Origin of the sequence: Megamonas rupellensis DSM 19944 (genome assembly GCF_000378365.1) — a bacterium.
Taxonomy (GTDB): Bacteria; Bacillota; Negativicutes; order Selenomonadales; family Selenomonadaceae; genus Megamonas; species Megamonas funiformis.
In genome coordinates this window covers 1-22,760 of the sequence record NZ_KB899589.1, presented here as the reverse complement: position 1 = coordinate 22,760, position 22,760 = coordinate 1, and the positions used below count along the sequence as shown (strand labels likewise).

Genomic DNA, 22,760 nt, shown 5'->3' with positions numbered 1-22,760 from the left:
TTGTACTAATATTATGAGGTATTTTTTATCTCGCTAAATATGCCCCATCTACAGGAATTATTGCCCCATTAATATAATTAGAAGCATTTGATGCTAAGAATACGACAATCCCTTGCATGTCTTCTGGATTACCCCAACGTCCTGCTGGTATACGGCTTAATATCTCATGATTTCGCTTTTCATCATCAATTAAAGCTTGATTGATATCTGTTGCCATATAACCTGGTGCTATAGCATTAACTTGTATATTTTTACTTGACCATTCATTAGCAAGTGCTTTGGTAAGCTGTGCTACACCACCTTTACTTGCTGAATATGCCGGAACGGTAAATCCACCAAAAAAACTGAGCATAGAAGCTATATTTATTATTTTTCCACTACCTTGCTTTAGCATAACTTTCCCAGCTAATTGGCAAAGCTGAAATACTGTATTTAAATTAAGATTTATGACTTTATCCCAATCTTCAAGTGGAAAATCTTCAGATTTATGACGACGTATCATACCTGAATTATTCACAAGAATATCAAGCTTACCGTCAAAATGATTTAATGCTTCATCAAATGATGATTGCACATCTTGTCGTTTCATTAAATTTGCCTTGATACCATAAACTGAAAATCCCTGCTTACAAAGTTTTTCAGCTTCTTCTTTAGCACTATCACTAGAAGATATAATCACAACTTCTGCACCTGCATGACATAATGCCTTTGTCATGCCCAATCCTAAGCCTTTTGCTCCACCAGTAATAATTGCCTTTTTACTTGTCAGATAAAAATTATCCATAAAAGACATATAAATCACCTCATCTAATAAAATTCCCCCAATTTTATTTGCTAGATAAGCTGATGAAAAAATTTATTTTTTATATTCTTCGGCTAACTTTTTAAATAAAGGCAAAGATTTTTCAATTGTTTCTGTCTTTATACAATAAGAAGCTCTGAAATGTCCTGGGCAACCAAAGTCGCTACCTGGAACTAATAATAAATCATATTTTTGAGCGCGTTTGCAGAAAGCATAATCATCTGGTTCTAAAGATTGAGGGAAAAGATAAAATGCTCCCTGTGGTTTTAAACATTTAAAACCAGCTTCGATAAGACCATTGTATAATAATTTACCATTTTTTTCATAAGTAGACATATCAGACTCTTTGCCTGCACAACGAGCAATTACTAATTGGAATAAAGATGGAGCATTTACATGAGTCAATACTCTAGCAGCTCCAGCAATAGCGCCATAAACCTTGCCAAAGTCAGCTACTTCATCTGGTACTACGATATAACCGATACGTTCACCAGGAAGTGAGAAAGATTTACTATAAGAATAGCAAACAATAGTATTATCATAGTATTTTGGTAAATATGGTACATCTACACCATAAGCAATTTCACGATAAGGTTCATCAGAAATCAAGAAAATTGGATGATTATATTCTTTTGATTTTGCAGTCAAAACTTCTGCCAATTTTTTAATAGTTTCTTCACTATATACAACACCGCTAGGATTATTAGGTGAATTTACGATAATTGCTTTTGTTTTTGCAGTTATCATTTCTTCAAACTTATCAAATTGAATTTGAAAATCATCTATTTTGGCAGGAACTACTTTTAAACTAGCTCCTGTGGATTCTACAAAGCATTTATATTCAGGAAAATATGGAGCAAATGTGATGAATTCATCGCCTGCTTCACTTAAAGCTTTAAAAGTAATTGTAATCGCACCAGCAGCACCGCCAGTAATAAATAAATTTTTACCAGCGAAATTAGTACCAAAACGGCGATTAATATCTTTAGCTAAAACTTCTCTAACTTCTGGATTACCTGGAGCTACAGTATAACCATGTACAGCACATGGATCCATTTCATTTAAAATATCAATGATAGCCTGTTTTACAAATTCAGGAGCAGGAACATTTGGATTACCTATGCTAAAATCATAGATATTTTCTTCTCCTACTTCTAACGCACGTTTGCGACCATATTCAAAAATAGTACGAATAGTAGATTTTTTTGTACCTAATTCATACATTTTTTCTGAAACCATTAAATCACCTTCCAAAAATTATTCATCTTCAGCTTCGTCAAAATATCGCATACTTGTTTTTTTCCATTCCTTCACAGAATAAAGCATAGTATATTGCTGAAGATTATTTTCTTTGGCCAATTTTTCTGCAATGACTTCACACTCTTGACGTGTATGAGCATGTATCATTGTATAAATATTATATGGCCAATCTGGAGTAGTATTTCTATCATAACAATGAGAAATAGATGGACATTGAGCTAATTTTTGTGCTATCTCATCTAATTTATCCACTGGCACTACCCATGCACAAAGAGCATTTGCACGAAATCCTGCTTCTACATGACGAAGTACAGCACCCATTTTACGAATTTTACCCTCTTCTTTATAAATTCGCAAACGATTTAATAATTCCTGCTCAGATATATTAAGTTTTTTTGCAAATTCTTTATAAGGTTCTTTTACAAGTGGAAATTCATCTTGCATAATTCTAATAATTTGTTTATCTAATAAATCCATTAGTCTGCCTTTCTTCAACAAAATCAAGTATTACAGCGTTTTTTCTATATATTTTTACTTTATACAAAAAAATTTTTATGAATTCAAATACAGTAAAAAATTTTTCTAAGTCATTAAATATATTTGTAACTTTGTTATTCTATCTATAAGCATAAATATACTAAAAATAAATCATTTTAATTTAAATTGTACATTTATCTTATATTTTTTATTAGATACTAAATTCATCAATTTTTCTACGCCTTTTTGCGCTTTGATTTCATCTAATATCTGTTTTCTCTTTTCTTCGCTATGTGTAAGCAATGTAAACCATAAATTATACTCGCCTTCACGCTCATAATTATGTGTAGCCCCTGGATAGCGATTTATAAATTCAGCCACTTGTTGCATATAGCCTTCTTTTACTTTTAAAGCCACAAGAGTTCCTTTATACTCTAATTTTCCCGAATCAAAAAATGGCCCTATACGGCGAATATAACCATGTTCTTTTAAATAACGTAAACGCTCTATTACATTATCTTCTGTCGTATTTAAAATCTTAGCCAATTCCAAAAATGGACGCTCACTGATTGGCAAGTTTCTTTGAATAATATTTAATAATGATTTATCAAAATTTGTAAGCATAATAATAATCCTCGTTTATTAAAATATCTGGTTTTTATTGTAACAAACTATAGATTATACAGTCAAGTAAATATGAATATCATTCATTTTTAAAATCTAAATTAAACAAAAAGTGCCTCTAACATATGTTAAAGGCACTTAATTATTAATCAACTAACATTTCATAAATTACATTTAAAAGCTCTGCTCTTCCCTGTTTTTTCGGTGAAGAATAAGGTAAAATATCTATTTCTTTCACACCTAAGGATTTGCGAATTTGAGCTATTTGTTTATTCACTGCTCCACGGCTTATTTTATCAGCTTTAGTTGCGATAATAAGCACAGGAATATTATTTTTTATGAGCCAATCAAACATTTCTTTATCTGATTTCATAGGCTCATGACGAATATCTATAAGTTGGCAAACGAATTGAAGATGCTCTGAATGTAAAAAGTATTCTTCGATAAATTTTGCCCATTGCTTGCGATTAGTTTGAGCTGTTTTTGCATAGCCATATCCTGGTAAATCAACTAAATGAAATAATTTATCCTCACCAGTTTCATTAAATCTAGCAGTTAATTCATAAAAATTGATTGTCTGCGTTTTGCCTGGCTGACCGCTGACACGCGCTAAATTATGCACACGTGTCAAAGAATTAATCAAAGAAGATTTACCCACATTAGAACGACCGATAAAAGCTATTTCTTTTAAGCGTTCTTCTGGATATTGCGCTTTTTTTACAGCTGACGCAATATATTTAGCTCGGATAATATTTATTTTATCTTGAGCTTTTATTTTATTTGCATTATTGTCTTGTATATCTGTCTGTGTCATTTAATCCACCAACGCTACTTTTAAAACTTCATCTATAGTCTCTACAGGAATAAATTTCATCTTAGCTTTTACTTCTGGTGCAATTTCGTCTAAATCTCTTTCATTAGCTTTTGGCATGATTACAGTATAGATACCTTCACGATAAGCCGCCAAAGATTTTTCCTTCAATCCACCAATAGGTAATACTTTGCCACGAAGAGTGATTTCTCCTGTCATAGCCACATCAGCTCTTACTTTCTTACCTGTAAGTGCTGATACTATAGCTGTAGTCATAGTGATACCAGCAGATGGGCCATCTTTTGGTACTGCACCTTCTGGAAAATGTACATGAATGTCATTTTCTTCATAGAACTTTTCATCTATTTTTAATTTCTCAGAACGAGCGCGAATACATGTGAGTGCTGCTCTACCAGACTCTTTCATCACATCACCGAGTTGACCTGTGAGTAATAAATTTCCTTTTCCTTTTAAAACAGCCACTTCAACTGGCAAGATAACGCCACCAACTTCAGTCCATGCAAGACCAGTGCAAAGACCTACTTGATTTTCTTTTTCAGCTTTAGTTTCTGTGTATTTTGCTTTACCTAAGAAATCAGTTATATTCTTCTTAGTGATGCGTACAGATTTTTTCTTTTCTGTAACGATTTTATAAGCAGCTTTGCGACAAGCTTTAGATAATTGACGTTCTAATTCACGTACACCAGCTTCACGAGTATAATCTTCGATGATTTTGCTGATTACTTCATCAGACATATTCACTTGAGATTTTTTAAGACCATTTGCTTTTTTTACTTTATCAAGTAAATGTTCTTTTGCTATATGCATTTTTTCTACTTCAGTATAGCTTGGAAGCATGATGATTTCCATACGGTCGCGAAGCGGACGAGGAATATTGCCTAAATCATTTGCTGTAATTATCCACATTACTTTAGATAAATCAAATGCAAGCCCGATATAGTGGTCAGAGAATGTGCTGTTTTGCTCTGGGTCTAATACTTCTAAAAGAGCAGACACAGGGTCGCCACGATAATCTGACGCCATTTTATCCACTTCATCTAATAAGAATAATGGGTCTTTACTACCTGCATTCTTTATACCTTCAATGATACGACCAGGCATAGCACCTACATAAGTACGACGATGACCTCTGATTTCAGCTTCATCACGTACACCACCCAAAGAAGCTCTGACAAATTTGCGTTTCAAAGCTTGAGCTATAGATGTTGCAATGGAAGTTTTACCAACACCAGGAGGGCCTACTAAACATACGATAGGCGCTTTTATATCTGGTGATAAAGCTTTTATAGATAAATATTCAATAATACGTTCTTTTACTTTTGCAAGTCCATAATGATGTTTATCTAAAGTTTTTTGTGCTTCTTTTACATCTATAGTTTCTTGATTTTCTATATCCCATGGTAAATCAAGTACCCATTCAATATAATTTTGAATTACTCCCATTTCTGGAGAAGCTGGATTTGTACGTTCTAAACGTTTTAATTCTTTTTCCAATGCTTCTGTTACATACTCTGGATAAGTATGTTCTTTCATTTTTTGGCGATATTCTTCAATAGCTTCTGCTATTTCATCATCTTCGCCCAATTCTTTATTGATAGCTTTTATCTGTTCACGCAAATAATATTCTTTTTGAATTTTATTCATTTGCTTGTTCACATCAAAAACTATTTTATTTTCAAGCTCCATAATTTCTACTTCTTGTAATAATAATTTATATAGAGCTTCTAATCTGCTTTTTAAATCAACGATACCTAAAATTTCTTGTTTATCTTGATATTTGCAATTTAAATGATTAGTAACTACATTGCATAAAATTCCGCCATCATCCATAGCTACATTGACTGCAATCATGACTTCAGGTGGTATTTTATGACTGAGTTTTACCCAATCTTCAAATTTAGAAATACATGCTCTTATAAGTGCCTGAATTTCTTTAGTATCTGTTTTATCTTCTTCAATTTCTTCGACATCTACTTCAATGAACAAACCATCATCGCGAAAATCTAAAATACGAGCGCGATACAATCCTTCTATCTGAGCACGCATAATCCCATTATTGAGTTTAGTTACATGCTGTACTTGACATACTGTACCAATCTCATATACATCTTCACGTTTTGGGTCTTCTACTTCGACATCTTTTTGCGCACTAAGCATAATCTGTCTGCCATGTGCCAAACATTCTTCTAGAGCCGCAACAGATTTATCACGACCTATATCAATATGTGCTCCATTATTTGGAAATAACACCATTCCTCTTAATGGTAAAAAGCTCAATGTACTTTTTTTCCCCACGAAAGAAATCCTCCTATGAGTATAAAATATTTATTATAAAAAAGAGTTGCTGCGGTTTTATTTAGCCTGGCAACAACTCTTTATTAATGGCATATTAATATCCTGTTACTTTGCTAAAAATAAGTTATTTTTTTACAGCTTTTTTATCAGCATAAGTGATTACAGGAGTTTTTTTCTTTTCAATAATCTCTTTAGTTATTTCACAAGAAACAGCACCCATTTTGGAAGGTATCTCAAACATTACATCACGCATAATACGTTCAATAATTGAGCGAAGTCCCCTAGCACCTGTCTTACGCTCCAAAGCTTCTTTGGCTATCAAATGTAAAGCATCTTCATCGAAATGAAGTTTTACACCGTCCATTTCCAAAAGTTTGCCATATTGTTTTACTAAAGCATTCTTTGGTTTTACCAAAATATCCACTAGTGCATCTTCTGTCAAAGACTCTAAAGTAACTACTACAGGAACACGCCCTATAAATTCTGGAATTAAACCACATTTTAATAAATCTTCAGGTAAAACATTTTTCAAAATTTCACCTGTAGTTTGTTTGCGTTTACTTTTTATATCTGCACCAAAACCAAGACTTTTTTTGCCTAAACGTGCATCTATTATTTTTTCAATACCATCAAAAGCACCACCACAAATAAATAATATATTTGTAGTATCAATTTGTAACATACCTTCTTGATGAGGATGCTTTCTTCCACCTTGTGGGGGAACGCTAGCAATTGTACCTTCTAGGATTTTTAAAAGTGCCTGTTGCACTCCCTCACCAGAAACATCTCTTGTTATTGAAGGGTTCTCGGATTTACGAGCAATTTTATCAATTTCATCTATATAGATGATACCTTTTTGAGCTTGTTCAATATCATTATCAGCAGCTTGAATTAGTTTTAGTAGAATATTTTCTACGTCTTCACCAACATAGCCTGCTTCTGTAAGTGATGTTGCATCGGCTATAGCAAAAGGAACATTCAATATTTTAGCCAAGGTCTGTGCAAGTAAAGTCTTTCCACTACCAGTTGGTCCTAACATCAAAATATTAGATTTTTGTAATTCAACATCATCCTGCTTTGTAACTCTGTTTATACGTTTATAATGGTTATATACAGCTACAGAAAGAGATTTTTTTGCCTCATCTTGTCCTATTACATATTGATTTAATACATCATATATTTCTCTAGGTTTTGGCAACTCTCTAAGTTCAACAGGCTCATTATCATTAACTTCTTCTTCTACAATCTCATCGCAAAGCTTAACACATTCATCGCAGATATAGACTCCTGGTCCAGCCACGAGTTTTCGTACTTGTTCCTGAGTTTTTCCACAGAATGAACATTTCATTTTGCCTTTATTACCCTCACCGAAATTCAACAACATTCACCTCTTATCTACAGCTAATCATGATTGACTATTTATCACTTTTTTCTTCTTGTGGACGAATAATAACTTCATCTATTAAACCATATTTCTTAGCTTCTAACGCTGACATAAAATTATCACGTTCTGTATCTTCTGTAAGTTTTTTTACAGACTGTCCAGTATGACGACTTAAGATTTCATTTAAAGTTTCACGAATACGCAAAATTTCACGAGCCTGAATTTGAATATCTGTTGATTGTCCCTGAGCTCCGCCAAGTGGTTGATGTATCATAATGCGAGAATATGGAAGTGCATATCTTTTGCCTTTTGCACCAGCAGCTAAAAGCACAGAGCCCATGCTAGCAGCTTGTCCAATACATATAGTTGATACATCTGGCTTAATATATTGCATAGTATCATAAATAGCTAGCCCGGCAGTAACAACACCGCCGGGACTATTAATATAAAGGTGAATATCTTTATCCGGGTCTTCAGATTCTAAGAATAGAAGTTGGGCTATTACCACGTTAGCTACATTATCATCAATAGGACCACCTAAAAAAATTATACGGTCTTTTAAAAGACGAGAATAAATATCATAGGCACGTTCTCCACGTCCTGACTGTTCAACTACCATAGGTACATAGTTCATATCATTCACCCCGGTCAAAAATATTACATTTAATTTTTTAATTAAGCTTCTACAGCACTGTCAATGATGAAGTTAGCAGCTTTTTTGTGAAGTACAGTAGCTACTAAGTTACCAATGCTGTGGTTCTTTTTAATGATTTTGCTTACTTCTTGTGGAGTTGTACCATAAGTTGCAGCAAGTAAAGCGATTTCAGCGTTGATATCAGCGTTTTCAACTTTGATATCTTCAGCTTTTGCAACAGCATCTAACATGAGGTCAGTTTTTACTGCGATTGCAGCACTTTCTTTGTACTGTTCACGAAGTTTTGCCATATCCATGTTAGCATATTTTAAGTAAGCATCAAGGTTCATACCTTGGTTTTCAAGATTTACGGAAAGTTCCTGAATCATGTTGCTTACACGGTTTTCAACCATAACTTCTGGAATATCTACAGTGATATTGTCAGTAGCCTGTTTTAAGATTTCGTTACGGCGTTTAGTATCTGCTTCACGCTGTGCATTTTTTTCAATGTTTTCACGAAGTTTTGCTTTCATGTCTTCGATGGATTCATAAGAAGTAGATGCTTTTACGAATTCATCAGTGAGTTCAGGCATTTCTTTATGTTTAATGCTGTTAATTTTGCAATGGAATACAGCAGCTTTACCAGCTAAATCTTTAGCATGATATTCTTCTGGGAATGTTACGTTAACGTCTTTTTCTTCGCCAACTTTAAGACCAACGAGTTGATCTTCAAAAGTATCGATGAAAGAATGAGAACCGATTTGAAGTGGGTAATCTTTACCTTCGCCGCCAGCAAATGCTACACCGTCAACTTCACCTTTGAAATCTAAAGTGATGAAATCATCGTTTGCAACAGTTGCGCCTTCTTCAGCGTCAACCATTTTTGCATGGTGATTTAAGATATTTTTTACTTGTTCTTCAACTTGTTCGTCTTTTACTTCAACAGCGTCTTTAGCAACTTTTAATCCTTTGTATTCGCCAAGAGTAACTTCTGGAACAGGAGTAATAGTAGCTTTGAATACTACGTCTTTACCTTCTTCTAAAGTTACGATGTCAACCTGTGGACGGTCTACTGGATCTAAGTTTTCTTGTTTTAAAGCTTCATCAAAAGCTTTCTGTGCAACACGATCAAAAGCTTCATCTAAGATAGCTTCTTTACCGATGTTCATTTCAAGAATACGGCGAGGAGCTTTACCTTTTCTGAAACCAGGAATGTTTACACGATTTGCAAGGGATTTGCAAGCAGCTTTAATACCTTTATCAAGTTCTTCAGCTGGTACTTCAATTGTAAGTACTACCTTATGATTTTCAATCTTTTCTGTAGTAACGTTCATTGTAAAAAAAAACCTCCTGTTTAACTAGTAAACCAAAATTCTTATTGTATATGTTACTGTCATTCACCTTAATAGTCACAGTACACCTACTATACTAAATGAATGATATCACAATACTTTCATAAAAACAAGTCTAAGTACAAAAATACCCCAGTCTTATTGACTGGGGACCAATTTCTTATGGAGCGGAAAACGAGGCTCGAACTCGCGACCCTCACCTTGGCAAGGTGATGCTCTACCACTGAGCTACTTCCGCACTTGTCTTAACAACATAAATTATTATAAATGATAAAAAACAAAAAGTCAACACTTTTCATACTTTTAATTTATAAATTCAAACCAAATAATGCTTATAATGGATAATAATATCGTTAATGGAAAACCTATCTTTAAATATTGATTAGAAGTTACTTTTATACCCTGCTTTTTGGCAATTTCAATAACAATCAAATTCGCAATAGAGCCAAAAACTGTCAAATTACCTGCAATTGTGGATAATAAAGCCAAAGCCTGCCATAAGATTTGTTCATCTACAGGAATGTAATATCTTAAAAGTAATACTGCTGGTACATTACTTACTATATTAGAAAGCACTATTGCCATCACTGAAAACAGTGGTATTTCTTTCATATATTCTGGTGGTAAGAAACTATTTATTAAATCAAGCAAACCACTTTTTTCTACGCCAGCAATGATGATAAACAAGCCAATGAACATAATTAATAAGTTAAAATCTATATCTTCATAAACACGTTCTGGTTTTATACGAGCATTAATCAATAAAAATGCTGCCCCAAAACTTGCTGTCAATGATAAATCAAAACCAACTAAATAAAAAATAATGACAAGTGCTAATACAATTATTGTTTTACTCAATAAATATTTATGAATAATGCTATTGTTATCGCTCTTATATTCAAAACTCACTGACAAATCATTTTTATATTTAAATGATATTGCTAAATAAAGCATGATTAAGCCTAAAAAAGATATTGGAGCTGCTGATAAGAAATATTCTCCAGCAGGAACTTGAGATAAACTACCTATTAATACATTTTGGGGATTACCAATAAATGTACAAGCACTACCAATATTTGAAGCCATTGCTACTGCGAGCAAATAAGGAATAGGATTTACCTTTACTTTCAAACATATCATGATAACTACAGGTGTGAATAATAAACAAACTATATCATTAATTACAATAGAAGATAAAATTCCTGACATAAAAATTACTGCTAATAATAATGTTTTTCCTGTATGAATATGAGTGAATACTACTTTTCCTATATATGTAAAAAATCCTGCTAATTTTAAATTGCTCACAACTACCATCAATGAAAATAATACCACAATAGTTTTAGCATCAATTGCTTGAACGGCTTCTTCAAGGGACAAAATACCAAAAGCTGTCATTAACGACGCACCAATAATAGACATACCTGCTCTATCTACCCTAAATACTGGGCTTTTGCCTAAGGTAAATACAATCAAAGTAGCTAATAATATAAGTCCTGCCACTAATTCTTGAGCATCATGCATATTGCTCAATCCACCTATGGTGAATATTACTAATACCATGACCAAAATAAATCCTACAATAAATTCTTGCATAAATGGTTTCATTTTATCACCTACTTAAATTAATAATTAACAATTTATTTTAACAAAAATAATAAGCTGTATCTTATTTTATTTATCATTATAACAAAAAAACCCAGTATTGCTACTGGGATATTTATTAAATGGAGCGGAAAACGAGGCTCGAACTCGCGACCCTCACCTTGGCAAGGTGATGCTCTACCACTGAGCTACTTCCGCATGATATGGAGCGGGAAACGAGGCTCGAACTCGCGACCCTCACCTTGGCAAGGTGATGCTCTACCACTGAGCTACTCCCGCATTGTCTTGTTGCTTTAATAAATGTATCAGCAACGTTGATTATTATATATTAACTTATATTAGATTGTCAACACTTTTTTTGAAAAATTTTTGTAAGTTTTTTATAATCTTTGTAAAAATTATTGGTAAAATGGCATTTATCAGTTATAAGTGGTATAATATAGTATATTTTTAGATAAGGAAGTGTTGATATTTGGATATTCCCGAGACGGATTTATTTATTGGATTAATTTTTATATTAATTTTAATAAATGCTTTATTTATTCTCACTGAAGTGGCTATTGCTGATTCTCATAAAAATCAATTAGAAAAAATGCTTGATGAAGGTAAAAAGAAAGCTTCTGAAGCCTTAAAAATAATTGATAAACCTACTACTTATTTAATTGCTGTGCAAATAGGTAATGTTTCTTGCAATATTTTAATAGGTTTATTGACTGGCATTTCACTTGCACCATTTTTCATTCATACTTTACAAGCAATTTTTCCTGATTGCGATAATTATATAGAGCCTATTTCTCTAATCATCAGTACTTTTATCATCATATTATTATGTTCTATTTTAAGTACAACCCTACCTCGCAATATAGCCCTTACAAAACCTGAGTATTATTTACTAACTCTACTTACACCATTAAAAATATGGAAAAAACTTTTATCTCCATTTATTAGTCTATTTACTTCTATAGCTAATACTTTATTATTGATTTTTGGCATTAATCCTCAAAATAATGATAGTGTTACTGAAGATGAAGTAAAAGACTTAATCGAAAAAGGTACGGAAGATGGTACTTTTGAAAAAGCTGAACAAGATATTGTTGACCGTATTTTCCATATGAGTGACCAAACAGCTTATTCTTTAATGACACCACGTACACAGATGATGTGGATTGACCTTGAAGATAGCTTAGAGGTAAATTTAAAATTTATTCAAGAACATAATCAAAATGTTTTTCTTGTAGGTAAAGATAATCTTGATGAATTTGTAGGAATTGTTTATGCTAAAGATATTTTAAATGAATTATTAGCTAATAAACCTCTTGATTTAGAAAAGCTCATGCATAAGCCAATGTTTGTGCCTCGTGCCATGGAAAGTTTTCGTGTTCTTGAGAAATTCCGTGAAAGTGAAATAAATGAAGCTGTAGTACTTGACGAATACGGCGGTGTTGTAGGTTTTATCACTATCTTTGACATCATCAATGAAGTCTTAGGTGATATAACTGGTAAACCTGTTGCTAATTCTCCTCAAATCATTCAACGAGATGAACATTCTTGGTATATTGATGGACTTTTCGATATTGACGATTTCAAAGAAAAATTCGATATCGAAGTATTGCCAAATGAAGACAGTGGACATTTCCAAACTATGGGTGGCTTTATTACTTCCTATTTTGGTTACATTCCTAAAGTCGGTGAAAAAATCATCTGGCATAAATTCCGTTTTGAAATCATCAGTATGGATAAAGCCCGCATTGACCGCATCTTAGTTACACAGATAAATAAAAAATAATAAAAAGGCGTTAACCTAAAATTTAGAGTTAACGCCTTTTTTATTTATGATGGTTTTATATTATGCTTTTTTACTTCTCCAGAGCCATAAAATACCATGTCCTGGTAATTTTAATCCTGATGCTTTGAAATCTTTCTGTTTTGTCAATAATTCTTTATATAAGCCATCTTGTTCGTCAATCCATGCCATTTCTTCATATTCACTGAAATTATAAATACCAATGAATTTTTCATTTTCTGTTTCACGAACTAAAGCCACTGTGGATTTATTCCATGTATTTAAAGTATAGATATTGGCATCAGTGGAGAATACATCATATTGTAAACGTATTTTTTCCATTTTGCTAATACCTTGATATACTTTTGCCTGAATAGCATTATCTATTTTACGACGACCAGCTTTACGCCAGTTAAATGCTCCACGATGAATGTAACGAGAATCAGCTTGTTTATATTTATCGTTTTTATATTCCCAATCATTATATTGAGCTATTTCATCTCCACTATAAATAACAGGTATACCAGATAAGCTCAATAAGAAGCCATGTAACATTAAGTCTAAATCAATAGCTAACTGAATACCATCTTTATCTTTTTGTTTATCATAGTATTCTATACCACATAAAGAAGCTGTAGTACCGCAAAGACGAGCATCACCTAATGATTCATCATCATTATATAATTCGCCACAGCTGAAAGAATTTGGATATTTTCCAGTGAAGAAGTCATTTAAATATTTTTTATGCGCAACTTCTTCTATTCCCTGATATCTCAAGAAACCATAATCTAAGCCCCAACCGATATCATCATGACAACGTAAATAATTCTGGAAAATATATTGTTTTGGTAAAGAAGCTAAAATATCAAGTTGATGTTTTAATAAGCTTACATCTCTAGTAGCTACTGTATGCCATGTTGTTGCCATAGTAGTTACATTATAGAGCATATGACATTCTGGTTTTTCAATTGTACCAAAGTATGGAACTACTTTTTCAGGTGCCATTACTACTTCACCCAATAATAATACAGATGGGCAAACAATTTCTGTAATCATACGCATCATACGTACTAAAGTATGAACCTGCGGTAAATTACGGCAATTTGTACCTAATTGTTTCCAAATATATGGCACAGCATCTAAGCGAATGATATCTATACCTTGATTTGCTAAATATAACATATTGTATACCATTTCATTGAAAACTATAGGATTGCGATAATCTAAATCCCATTGATATGGATAGAAAGTAGTCATTACAAATTTATGAATATCTTCTAAATAAGTGAAATTGCCTGGTGCTGTTGTAGGGAATACCTGTGGACATTTTTCTTCAAATAATCTTGGCATATCATAATTATCAAAGAAGAAATATCTATCTTGATATTCTTGTTCACCAGCTCTTGCTTTTTTTGCCCATTCATGTTGATTAGAAGTATGGTTCATTACAAAGTCTAAGCAAATACTTATTTTATTGCGATGACATTTTTTAGCTAATTTACGCAAATCTTCCATAGTTCCTAATTCTTCTTGAACATTGCGGAAATCTGCTACAGCATAACCGCCATCACCTTCATCTTTTGGAGATGTCAACAAAGGCATTAAATGGATATAATTTATATTGCTTTCTTGTAAATAAGGTATTCTTTTTTCAAAGCCTTTTAAAGTGCCAGAGAAATTATTTACATACATCATCATGCCGATGAAATCATTGCCTTTATACCAATTAGTATTTTTTTCACGTGCAATATCTAATTCCTTTAAATAAGCTTCCCTTTGGTCATAAAAGTCTTTTAAATTTTTAATTAAATCATCAAAATAATTTAAAGGATTTGGTTGTTGCTGATACAATTCACAATAAAGCCATTTTAATTCATCATAATGTTTATGTAATCTAGCTTCAAACATATCTTCTTTTTTCACTACTGCTACTTTTACATCTTTTTTTACATCTTTATTTACAGCATTCTTTTTATTTTTCTTGCTCTTCATATATAAATCCCTCCATTGACATTTAAAAGAAAAATATCATATTTATTATTTAGATATTTATAGTTTTTATTCCTGCTAAAAAAAGAAGATATCCACAATAATTTATTATCTATTGTAGATATCTTCATTCTTTTAAGCTTATTCAAAAGCAGGAACTACTGCACCTTTATATTTTTCTTCAATGAATTTTTTAACTGCTTCAGATTTTAAAGCTTTCATTAATTTTTGGATAGCAGGTTTTTCCTGATCTCCTTCTCTAACAGCTACAATATTTACATATGGAGATGTACTATCTTCGATAATTAAAGCATCGCTAGCTGGTACAAAGCCTGCTTGCATTGCATAGTTTGTATTAATTACCGCAGCATCTACATCATCTAAAACACGTGGAAGTTGAGCTGCTTCAACTTCTTGGAATTGAATATTTTTTGGATTAGCCACAACATCTTGTACAGTTGCTTTGATATCGTTATTATCTTTTAAAGTAATAATACCAGCTTTTGCCATTAAAATTAAAGCACGACCACCATTTGTAGGGTCATTAGGAATAGCTACTAAAGCGCCATCTTTTAATTCATCAAGAGCTTTTACTTTTTTAGAATAAATTCCCATAGGTTCGATATGAACACCGCCAGCACTTACAAGTTTTACACTATGTTCTGCTGCGAATTCATCTAAATAAGGCTGATGCTGGAAAAAGTTTGCATCTAATTCACCATCATTTAAAGCTAAGTTTGGCTGTACATAATCATTGAATTCAATAATCTGTAAGTCAACACCTTCTTTTGCTAACTCTGGTTTAATCTGTTCTAAGATTTCTGCATGAGGAACAGCTGTTGCTCCTACTTTTAGCACAGTTTTTTCACTAGATGCAGTATCTGTACTAGAACCACAACCAGCTAAAGCCACTACTGCAAAAAGTGCAGTAGCAATTACTGCTAGCAATTTTTTCATCAAAATTCCTCCTTAATACATAAATAAAATTATTTTTTATTCAATTTTTTAGCTAACATATTGCCTAAAAATTGAATTACTTGAACTAATACTATAAGTACAATAACTGTAGCCAACATTACTTCTGGATTAAAGCGCTGATAACCATAGCGAATAGCCAAGTCACCTAAGCCACCGCCACCTACAGCACCAGCCATAGCAGATTCACCAATCAACACAATAATAACTGTTGTCAACTGTGCCACAATACTTGGCATAGCTTCTGGAAGTAATACACGTCTAATAATCTGATAAGGAGTCGCTCCCATAGATAAAGCAGCCTCTATCAAGCCATAAGGCACCTCACGAAGTGAAGTTTCCACTAGGCGAGCAATAAGAGGTATAGAAGCTATAATAAGCGGTACAATAGCCGCTGTAGTACCTATAGAAGAGCCTACTATCAATCTTGTAAAAGGAATAATTGCCACCATTAAAATAATAAATGGAATAGAACGTACACAGTTTACAATCGCTGATAATGTTTTATTAGCCATACCTAATTCTAAAACTTGATTTTTACCAGTAGCCAATAATAATACACCAAGAGGAATACCTATAGCAGAAGCAACAATCATAGATACAGCTACCATATATACAGTTTCACCTAATGCCTTAGGCAGTAGCATGAGTGCGTCGCTGAACATATCCTATCACCTCCACTTTTAAATCTTGTTCCATTAGAGATTTTATCGCATCTTTAATCTGATCTTCTTTTCCATCTAAGCCAATTATCATTCTACCAAATTGTACCATTTGAATTTGAGATAAATCTCCAAATAAAATACTTATATCTAATTCAGGGAATTTACGAATAAGACCTGCAATCACTGGATTATCTGCAGACTCACCAATAAAAGTCAAGCGAAGTAACATAGTTGCATCTTTTATATATTCTTTATGCACTTTGCCATTGCGATAAGCAGCTGGAAGTTCATTACTGCTAAGTACGCTCATAAATTCCTTAGTAATAGGTTCTTTAGGATTAGTAAAGATTTCTAATACTGTACCATTTTCTGCAATTACCCCATGGTCTAATACAGCAACTTTATCACAAAGGTCTTTGATAACTTGCATTTCATGAGTAATTACTACTACTGTTAATTGTAATTTCTTATTTATATCTCTGATTAATTCTAAAATAGCTTTTGTTGTCTGAGGGTCAAGAGCTGATGTCGCTTCATCACATAATAATACTTTTGTATCATTAGCTAAAGCTCTAGCTATACCTACACGCTGTTTTTGACCACCTGATAATTGAGATGGATATTGATGAGCTTTATTTTCAAGACCAACCAATTTTAATAATGGTTCTACTTTAGCCTTGATTTCTTCTTTAGATTTTCCTGCTAATTTTAAAGGAAAAGCAATATTATCGTATACTGTAGAAGTAGACAATAAATTAAAATGTTGGAAAATCATGCCAATATCTTTTCTCGCTTCACGAAGCTGAGATTCTGTCATTGTTGTTAAATCTTTACCATTGACGATGACGCTACCAGAAGTCGGTCTTTCTAGCATATTTATGCAACGAACTAATGTAGATTTACCAGCACCACTTAGACCGATAATCCCATAAATTTCTCCACGCTTAATTTCTAAATTAATATCTTTCAACGCATGAACTGAACCATTTGGGGTATCGTAAGTCTTTACAATATTTTTTAACTTTATCATATCAATTATACACTCCAAATAATACCTTAATCTTATTAACAATGACACTATCATAAAAATTAAACCTTGTCAAACTATTATGCTATTTCTTGACATAAATTATAATAAACCGTAAAATTAAATAAGTACTTATAAATCAATAATTATATAATCAAGGGAGACTGCTATGGGAATTTTTTCAAGATTTTTACCAAAACGTAAACCGGTTGAAATAAAAAACAATGTTCCTAAGGAAAAAGAAGAAATCCGTAAAACATTTGGTGTTTATTGTCACAGCCATCATAATACATCTGGAAGTAAACTTTGTCCAAAATGTACAGCTTTGCTCACTACTGTAATGACGAAAATCAGTAGATGTCCATATGGTATTACTAAACCAATTTGCGAACGTTGTGACCGTCCTTGTTTTGGCACTAAACAAACAAAAGAATTTCGCTCTATCATGCAAAGCACTCAGAAAAAAATGTTTTTACGCCATCCAATGTTAGCGTTTAAACATAAAATGAAAAGCTGGGGCGTAGATTACGCAAAACATGAACAAGAGAAAAAACAAGCTGCAAAAGCTAAAGCTCGTTCCAAAAAATAATATTTTCTAAATTAATAAAAGCTGACCTAATAATGGTCAGCTTTTTATTTTACCAATTTATCTTATTGTTTTTTAAACATAGATTTTGGTTGTTTACAAATTGGGCAAACAAAATCTTCTGGTTCTTTAGTTAAATCACCTTCATAAATATATCCACAAATTTGGCAAGCCCATGTTTCTTTATCTGTTATTTTTTCTGGAGCCTGATAAGTAGGTGCATTTTTAGGAGCTTTACCTTTGATTACTTCATGATAATATTTATAAGTCATTGGATTGTAATCAGAAACTACTTTCGCATCTTGTACACGCGCTAAAATCACATAATGAGTTTCCATTTCTGTCATTGTAATAACTTCTGCTGTTATATGCGCACAGCTATTTTCATTTACTACAGGAAGTCCGTCCATATATTCCCAAGCAAAAATATCGCCATCAAATTTATCTGTATCTCTACCAGAAGAAAAACCTAATTTAGCAATTACATTTTGTGTTGTTTTTTCAGATAAAATGGATACAGAAAATCTACCTGTGCGTTTTATACAATCATAAGTATAGTTGTTTTTATTCATGCTAATAGCAATCACTGGATTATCGCTAGTGATTTGAATAACTGTATTTACAATACAACCTGTCGGTCTTTCTCCATCTAATGTGCCAATAGCATACATTCCGTAACTTAATTTCCATAATGCTGACATTTCCATAATTTCTTCTCCTTAACTCAACTCTAATAAATAATTATTATTAATTAATATCTTATTTAAATTTTAATACAATAATCCTCAAAAAGCAATACTTATTTACAATAAATAAAAAAAATAATAGAATATATCTATTATTTTCATATTTCAGGAGGTTCTTATGTCTTGCCAATTAAAAGGTACACTATTTATAGTTACAGGTACTATACTTTGGGGTGCTTCTGGTGTATTATCCCAACATTTATTTGTTGATAAAATTATCTCTGCCGAATGGCTTGTTACTGTTCGTCTAATTTTGTCTGGTATTATTTTATTATGTATTGATGCCATCTTAAATAAAGGCGATATTTTTTCTATTTGGCGCACTAAAGACAAATTTCCATTAATTTGTTTTGGTATCTTTGGTATGTTAGGTGTTCAATATACATATTTTGGTACAATCATTCATAGTAATGCTGCTACAGCTACTATACTGCAATATTTAATGCCTATTGTAATCGTATTTTACTTATTGTTCACTACTCATCGCTTACCTTCTTTTAAAGAATTATTTTCTATCTTTCTTGCTATGGTCGGAACTTTCTTTTTAGTTACTAAAGGAAATTTTTCCACTCTAGCTATATCTTTAGAAGCTCTTATCTGGGGACTTGTTTGTGCTTGCTTTGCTGCCTTTTATACATTGCAACCTCGAACTATTATCAAAAAATGGCGTTCCACACTAATCATTGGCTGGGGTATGCTAATCGGTGGTATCTTGATGTCCTTTTATCAAAAACCATGGGAATTCAATGGTATATGGGATTTAGATACAGCTCTCACTTTATCTGCTATCATTATTTTTGGTACAGCAATAGCATTTTGTGCTTATCTTGAAAGTACAAAATATCTTTCTCCTACAAAAATTAGCGTTTTTGCTTCTTTAGAACCTTTTTCTTCTATTATTTTATCAATTATCTTCTTAAATATTTCCTTTGGTTTATTTGAATTAATTGGTGCTATCATCATTATTTTAGCTGTAACTATATTATCCAAATAAAAAAGCGAGAACTTTTCGTTCTCGCTTTTATTTATCTTATTATTTTGTAGTGATATCTTTACCAAACCATTTTTCGGAAATTTTAGCGATTGTACCATCAGCTTTCATTTCATTCATTACTTTTTGAACTTCATCACGAAGAGCTTGATTGTCTTTTGCAAATGCAATACCAAAATCAGTAGGTTCACCTACAACAATATCAGTTTCTTTGAAAGAATCAGCATGTTTTTGCATATAATAAGTACCGATGAGTTCATCTGTTACTACTGCATCAATTCTACCATTTTCTAAATCCATGAAAGCATCAATGTAATCACCATATTTTTTTACTTCAGCAAATTGTGCAGCATAATCTTGGTTATTATCTAAGAAATCTTCTGCTGTACTACCGCTTTGAGTACCGATTACTTTACCTTTTAACTGGTCAAGAGATTTTATATCAGAATTAACTGGAACGAAGATAACTTGACGATTTTTCATGTAAGGATCACTAAATAACATATTTTCTTTACGTTTTTCAGTAATATCTAAACCGTTCCAAAGAATATCTACACGACCGCTTTTAAGTTCAGCTTCTTTACTAGACCAATCAATTGCTTTAAATTCTACTGGACGATTAAGTCTTTTTGTTGCTTCTTTTGCTAAATCTACGTCAAAACCAACAATTTCATTATTTTCATCTTTAAAGCCCATTGGTGGATAACTATCATCTAAACCAATAACGATAGGTTTATCACTGCCACCAGTAGCAGAAGATGTTTCTTTTTCCTCACTTCCACAGCCAGCTACTAACATTGCGCCTAAAAGCATAGACATACATAGCAATAATATCTTTTTCATAAATATTTCCTCCTAATACGAATATATATTATCTATAATTGCATTGTAATACTTTAATTAGCTAAAGCATTAACTTGTTATATTGTAACAAAAATAAATTAAAAAAGCTATAGTTTTTTAGAAAAAATTTTAAAGAATTTTTGTTTTTTCAAAAACCATATGCTACAATAGAAAAACAATTTAAGAAAATTTAATTAAAGGACGTGTTTATATGAGTAATGAATATATTATTCTTTTAGTACTTTTAGCCTTAAGTTATATTGGACATAATATGTCTGTTTTTTATGCTGTTGGTGTAATTTTAATTTTAAAAGTTTTCCAGTTAGATGCTCTAATGCAATTCGTAGAAACAAATGGTTTAAATTATGGTATCATATTACTTACAATTGCCATTTTAATACCTCTAGCTACTGGTAAAATAACAGTTCAAATGATGATACATAGTTTTACCTCTCCTGTTGGTATATTAGCCCTATTAGCCGGTGTATTTGCTGCTGTTGCTGGTGGCTCTGGTGTCTCCTTATTGAAGGACTCTCCAGATATTGTATCATCTCTTATCATTGGTACAATGATTGGTGTATTTTTCTTTAAAGGAGTCGCTGTTGGACCTTTAATTGCTGCTGGCATGACTTATATGGTTTTAAGTTTATTAAAAGTTTTTCATTAATATTGCAATATATAAAGATAAAGGCGATACAAATAAATGTATCGCCTTTATTATTATTAAAAAGCCATATAGATTAATATTCTACCTATCCAAGCTGCTAAAAGCCCACCAAATGTATTTAAGCCTACATTTAATAATACAGAAATGAAATCTCCTGTACGCCACAATATTAGAGTTTCATTTGTAAATGATGAAAAAGTAGTAAGTCCACCTAAAAATCCTACTGTTAAAAATAAAGAAAGATATGGTGATGTACCTTGTATTTTTTCTGTTAATAATGTAGCTATCATGCCAATTAAGAAACAACCTATTAAATTTACAGCTAAGGTACCATAAGGAAAATATCCTAATTTATTTATATATGTAGTGATTAAATATCTCATAGCACCACCCAAAGCACAACCTAACATAACAACTAATAAATTACTCATAAAAATCTCCTCTCTATTTTATTATCTTTTTATAAAATAAAAAACTCCTGTTATATATATTTAAAATAAAAATATAATATAACAGGAGTCATTACTGTATCTATACAGATTTATCGGTGAACTCCATCACCATCTATTTATTTATAAAATAAAAAAACTCCTTGAAAACAAGGAGATTAATTACTAATGGTGGGCGGTAACAGGATCGAACTGCTGACATCTTGCTTGTAAGGCAAGCGCTCTCCCAGCTGAGCTAACCGCCCGAGAGATTGGTGACGCGTATGGGATTCGAACCCATGAAGCCGCCGTGAAAGGGCGGTGTCTTAACCACTTGACCAACGCGCCAAAGAGATGGTGGCTCACCCGAGATTCGAACTCGGGACACCCTGATTAAAAGTCAGGTGCTCTGCCAACTGAGCTAGTGAACCGATATATGGCAGGGGTAGCTGGATTCGAACCAACGCATGTGGGAGTCAAAGTCCCATGCCTTACCGCTTGGCGATACCCCTATCATAACTGGCAACTTCCTATCCTCCCAGCACGTCTCCATGCAAGTACTTTCGGCCTCTAAATGCTTAACTACTGTGTTCGGTATGGGTACAGGTGGAACCATTTAGGCATCGTCACCAGATATTCTCTTTTCTTTTTTTTGAAAGATATTAATCTTTCAAAACCACTCAGAAGATTACTTTGCTCCAAGTCATTTCTTTTTTAAGTTAAGCTCTCGACATATTAGTACCAGTACGCTACATTCATTACTGAACTTCTACTCCTGGCCTATCAACCTCGTCA

Annotated in this window: 21 protein-coding genes, 7 tRNA genes, 1 rRNA gene and 1 riboswitch; of the genes, 4 read left to right on the top strand and 25 right to left on the bottom strand. The window is 32.5% G+C overall.

The features are described 5' to 3' along the window. Positions 1–25: 25 nt before the first annotated feature. The 13 genes from F553_RS0108725 to F553_RS0108665 form a co-directional block, all read right to left on the bottom strand. A complete protein-coding gene (locus tag F553_RS0108725; protein ID WP_018999797.1) occupies positions 26–793 on the bottom strand; it encodes an SDR family oxidoreductase in 768 nt (255 codons plus the stop codon). A gap of 63 nt (positions 794–856) precedes the next feature. After that, a complete protein-coding gene (locus F553_RS0108720; RefSeq protein ID WP_018999796.1) occupies positions 857–2,041 on the bottom strand; it encodes a pyridoxal phosphate-dependent aminotransferase in 1,185 nt (394 codons plus the stop codon). Positions 2,042–2,059: 18 nt separating this feature from the next. After that, on the bottom strand, positions 2,060–2,539 hold the full coding sequence (gene ahbB / locus F553_RS0108715) for a siroheme decarboxylase subunit beta (RefSeq protein ID WP_018999795.1): 480 nt from the start codon (positions 2,537–2,539) through the stop codon (positions 2,060–2,062). Between the two features lie 171 nt (positions 2,540–2,710). Beyond that, positions 2,711–3,163, bottom strand: a complete 453-nt coding sequence (gene ahbA / locus F553_RS0108710) for a siroheme decarboxylase subunit alpha (protein WP_018999794.1) — start codon at positions 3,161–3,163, stop codon at positions 2,711–2,713. 145 nt (positions 3,164–3,308) lie between these two features. Beyond that, positions 3,309–3,977, bottom strand: coding sequence for a ribosome biogenesis GTP-binding protein YihA/YsxC (gene yihA / locus F553_RS0108705; RefSeq protein WP_018999793.1), 669 nt, complete (start codon positions 3,975–3,977; stop codon positions 3,309–3,311). Continuing rightward, a complete protein-coding gene (gene lon, locus F553_RS0108700) occupies positions 3,978–6,290 on the bottom strand; it encodes an endopeptidase La (RefSeq protein ID WP_018999792.1) in 2,313 nt (770 codons plus the stop codon). Between the two features lie 124 nt (positions 6,291–6,414). After that, positions 6,415–7,668 (bottom strand): ATP-dependent Clp protease ATP-binding subunit ClpX, encoded by a 1,254-nt coding sequence (gene clpX, locus F553_RS0108695; protein WP_018999791.1) that lies wholly within the window; start codon positions 7,666–7,668, stop codon positions 6,415–6,417. Positions 7,669–7,705: 37 nt separating this feature from the next. Further along, positions 7,706–8,308, bottom strand: coding sequence for an ATP-dependent Clp endopeptidase proteolytic subunit ClpP (clpP, locus tag F553_RS0108690; protein ID WP_018999790.1), 603 nt, complete (start codon positions 8,306–8,308; stop codon positions 7,706–7,708). A gap of 41 nt (positions 8,309–8,349) precedes the next feature. Then, positions 8,350–9,642, bottom strand: a complete 1,293-nt coding sequence (gene tig, locus F553_RS0108685) for a trigger factor (protein ID WP_008537171.1) — start codon at positions 9,640–9,642, stop codon at positions 8,350–8,352. A 181-nt stretch (positions 9,643–9,823) separates the two neighbouring features. Continuing rightward, positions 9,824–9,898 (bottom strand) — tRNA-Gly (locus F553_RS0108680). Positions 9,899–9,963: 65 nt separating this feature from the next. Beyond that, positions 9,964–11,268 (bottom strand): ArsB/NhaD family transporter, encoded by a 1,305-nt coding sequence (locus F553_RS0108675; RefSeq protein WP_018999789.1) that lies wholly within the window; start codon positions 11,266–11,268, stop codon positions 9,964–9,966. Between the two features lie 120 nt (positions 11,269–11,388). Continuing rightward, positions 11,389–11,463 (bottom strand) — tRNA-Gly (locus F553_RS0108670). 6 nt (positions 11,464–11,469) lie between these two features. Continuing rightward, positions 11,470–11,544 (bottom strand) — tRNA-Gly (locus F553_RS0108665). A 193-nt stretch (positions 11,545–11,737) separates the two neighbouring features. Between F553_RS0108665 and F553_RS0108660 the strand changes: the two genes are divergently transcribed. After that, on the top strand, positions 11,738–13,051 hold the full coding sequence (locus F553_RS0108660; RefSeq protein WP_018999788.1) for a hemolysin family protein: 1,314 nt from the start codon (positions 11,738–11,740) through the stop codon (positions 13,049–13,051). Between the two features lie 60 nt (positions 13,052–13,111). On the opposite strand, the gene F553_RS0108655 is transcribed toward F553_RS0108660, so the two are convergent. The 4 genes from F553_RS0108655 to F553_RS0108640 all read right to left on the bottom strand — a co-directional run bounded on the left by F553_RS0108655 (position 13,112) and on the right by F553_RS0108640 (position 17,707). Further along, on the bottom strand, positions 13,112–15,040 hold the full coding sequence (locus F553_RS0108655; protein ID WP_018999787.1) for an alpha-amylase family protein: 1,929 nt from the start codon (positions 15,038–15,040) through the stop codon (positions 13,112–13,114). Between the two features lie 138 nt (positions 15,041–15,178). Further along, positions 15,179–15,994, bottom strand: coding sequence for a MetQ/NlpA family ABC transporter substrate-binding protein (locus F553_RS0108650; RefSeq protein WP_008537166.1), 816 nt, complete (start codon positions 15,992–15,994; stop codon positions 15,179–15,181). Between the two features lie 29 nt (positions 15,995–16,023). After that, positions 16,024–16,677, bottom strand: a complete 654-nt coding sequence (locus F553_RS0108645; RefSeq protein ID WP_026296989.1) for a methionine ABC transporter permease — start codon at positions 16,675–16,677, stop codon at positions 16,024–16,026. Next, the gene (locus tag F553_RS0108640; protein WP_018999785.1) at positions 16,646–17,707 is read right to left on the bottom strand and encodes a methionine ABC transporter ATP-binding protein; all 1,062 of its coding nucleotides are present in this window, start codon (positions 17,705–17,707) and stop codon (positions 16,646–16,648) included. Before F553_RS0108640 ends, F553_RS0108645 begins: the two co-directional genes overlap by 32 nt. 166 nt (positions 17,708–17,873) lie before the next feature. Here F553_RS0108640 and F553_RS0108635 point away from each other — a divergent pair, with 166 nt between their 5' ends. After that, positions 17,874–18,293: a nitrous oxide-stimulated promoter family protein gene (locus F553_RS0108635; RefSeq protein WP_018999784.1), complete on the top strand. Its 420-nt coding sequence runs from the start codon at positions 17,874–17,876 to the stop codon at positions 18,291–18,293. A gap of 62 nt (positions 18,294–18,355) precedes the next feature. On the opposite strand, the gene F553_RS0108630 is transcribed toward F553_RS0108635, so the two are convergent. Beyond that, the gene (locus F553_RS0108630) at positions 18,356–18,997 is read right to left on the bottom strand and encodes a flavin reductase family protein (protein ID WP_018999783.1); all 642 of its coding nucleotides are present in this window, start codon (positions 18,995–18,997) and stop codon (positions 18,356–18,358) included. 157 nt (positions 18,998–19,154) lie between these two features. Between F553_RS0108630 and F553_RS0108625 the strand changes: the two genes are divergently transcribed. Beyond that, positions 19,155–20,030, top strand: a complete 876-nt coding sequence (locus tag F553_RS0108625; RefSeq protein ID WP_008537161.1) for a DMT family transporter — start codon at positions 19,155–19,157, stop codon at positions 20,028–20,030. Between the two features lie 39 nt (positions 20,031–20,069). Here F553_RS0108625 and F553_RS0108620 read toward each other — a convergent pair whose 3' ends face one another. Then, a complete protein-coding gene (locus F553_RS0108620) occupies positions 20,070–20,870 on the bottom strand; it encodes an amino acid ABC transporter substrate-binding protein (protein ID WP_018999782.1) in 801 nt (266 codons plus the stop codon). A 211-nt stretch (positions 20,871–21,081) separates the two neighbouring features. On the opposite strand from F553_RS0108620, the gene F553_RS0108615 reads away from it, so the two are divergent. After that, complete coding sequence (locus tag F553_RS0108615; protein WP_018999781.1) at positions 21,082–21,537, top strand: DUF441 domain-containing protein; 456 nt, start codon at positions 21,082–21,084, stop codon at positions 21,535–21,537. A gap of 56 nt (positions 21,538–21,593) precedes the next feature. On the opposite strand, the gene crcB is transcribed toward F553_RS0108615, so the two are convergent. From crcB to rrf, 6 genes are all read right to left on the bottom strand, one after another. Next, positions 21,594–21,968, bottom strand: a complete 375-nt coding sequence (gene crcB, locus F553_RS0108610) for a fluoride efflux transporter CrcB (RefSeq protein WP_015563066.1) — start codon at positions 21,966–21,968, stop codon at positions 21,594–21,596. Between the two features lie 75 nt (positions 21,969–22,043). Beyond that, positions 22,044–22,108, bottom strand: a riboswitch (Fluoride riboswitch). 47 nt (positions 22,109–22,155) lie between these two features. After that, positions 22,156–22,231, bottom strand: a tRNA-Val gene (locus F553_RS0108605). 7 nt (positions 22,232–22,238) lie between these two features. Beyond that, positions 22,239–22,313, bottom strand: a tRNA-Glu gene (locus F553_RS0108600). Positions 22,314–22,320: 7 nt separating this feature from the next. Continuing rightward, positions 22,321–22,396: transfer RNA gene (locus F553_RS0108595), tRNA-Lys, on the bottom strand. Positions 22,397–22,402: 6 nt separating this feature from the next. Further along, positions 22,403–22,477, bottom strand: a tRNA-Gln gene (locus F553_RS0108590). Between the two features lie 5 nt (positions 22,478–22,482). Next, positions 22,483–22,599, bottom strand: a 5S ribosomal RNA gene (gene rrf, locus F553_RS0108585). Between the last annotated feature and the right edge of the window lie 161 nt (positions 22,600–22,760).

Excerpts from the sequence above, each read along its gene's own strand:
- F553_RS0108725 (WP_018999797.1), bottom strand. The coding sequence starts at position 793 with ATGTCTTTTATGGATAATTTTTATCTGACAAGTAAAAAGGCAATTATT.
- F553_RS0108720 (WP_018999796.1), bottom strand. The coding sequence starts at position 2,041 with ATGGTTTCAGAAAAAATGTATGAATTAGGTACAAAAAAATCTACTATT.
- ahbB (WP_018999795.1), bottom strand. The coding sequence starts at position 2,539 with ATGGATTTATTAGATAAACAAATTATTAGAATTATGCAAGATGAATTT.
- ahbA (WP_018999794.1), bottom strand. The coding sequence starts at position 3,163 with ATGCTTACAAATTTTGATAAATCATTATTAAATATTATTCAAAGAAAC.
- yihA (WP_018999793.1), bottom strand. The coding sequence starts at position 3,977 with ATGACACAGACAGATATACAAGACAATAATGCAAATAAAATAAAAGCT.
- clpP (WP_018999790.1), bottom strand. The coding sequence starts at position 8,308 with ATGAACTATGTACCTATGGTAGTTGAACAGTCAGGACGTGGAGAACGT.
- tig (WP_008537171.1), bottom strand. The coding sequence starts at position 9,642 with ATGAACGTTACTACAGAAAAGATTGAAAATCATAAGGTAGTACTTACA.
- F553_RS0108675 (WP_018999789.1), bottom strand. The coding sequence starts at position 11,268 with ATGAAACCATTTATGCAAGAATTTATTGTAGGATTTATTTTGGTCATG.
- F553_RS0108655 (WP_018999787.1), bottom strand. The coding sequence starts at position 15,040 with ATGAAGAGCAAGAAAAATAAAAAGAATGCTGTAAATAAAGATGTAAAA.
- F553_RS0108650 (WP_008537166.1), bottom strand. The coding sequence starts at position 15,994 with ATGAAAAAATTGCTAGCAGTAATTGCTACTGCACTTTTTGCAGTAGTG.
- F553_RS0108645 (WP_026296989.1), bottom strand. The coding sequence starts at position 16,677 with ATGTTCAGCGACGCACTCATGCTACTGCCTAAGGCATTAGGTGAAACT.
- F553_RS0108640 (WP_018999785.1), bottom strand. The coding sequence starts at position 17,707 with ATGATAAAGTTAAAAAATATTGTAAAGACTTACGATACCCCAAATGGT.
- F553_RS0108635 (WP_018999784.1), top strand. The coding sequence starts at position 17,874 with ATGGGAATTTTTTCAAGATTTTTACCAAAACGTAAACCGGTTGAAATA.
- F553_RS0108630 (WP_018999783.1), bottom strand. The coding sequence starts at position 18,997 with ATGGAAATGTCAGCATTATGGAAATTAAGTTACGGAATGTATGCTATT.
- F553_RS0108625 (WP_008537161.1), top strand. The coding sequence starts at position 19,155 with ATGTCTTGCCAATTAAAAGGTACACTATTTATAGTTACAGGTACTATA.
- F553_RS0108620 (WP_018999782.1), bottom strand. The coding sequence starts at position 20,870 with ATGAAAAAGATATTATTGCTATGTATGTCTATGCTTTTAGGCGCAATG.
- F553_RS0108615 (WP_018999781.1), top strand. The coding sequence starts at position 21,082 with ATGAGTAATGAATATATTATTCTTTTAGTACTTTTAGCCTTAAGTTAT.
- crcB (WP_015563066.1), bottom strand. The coding sequence starts at position 21,968 with ATGAGTAATTTATTAGTTGTTATGTTAGGTTGTGCTTTGGGTGGTGCT.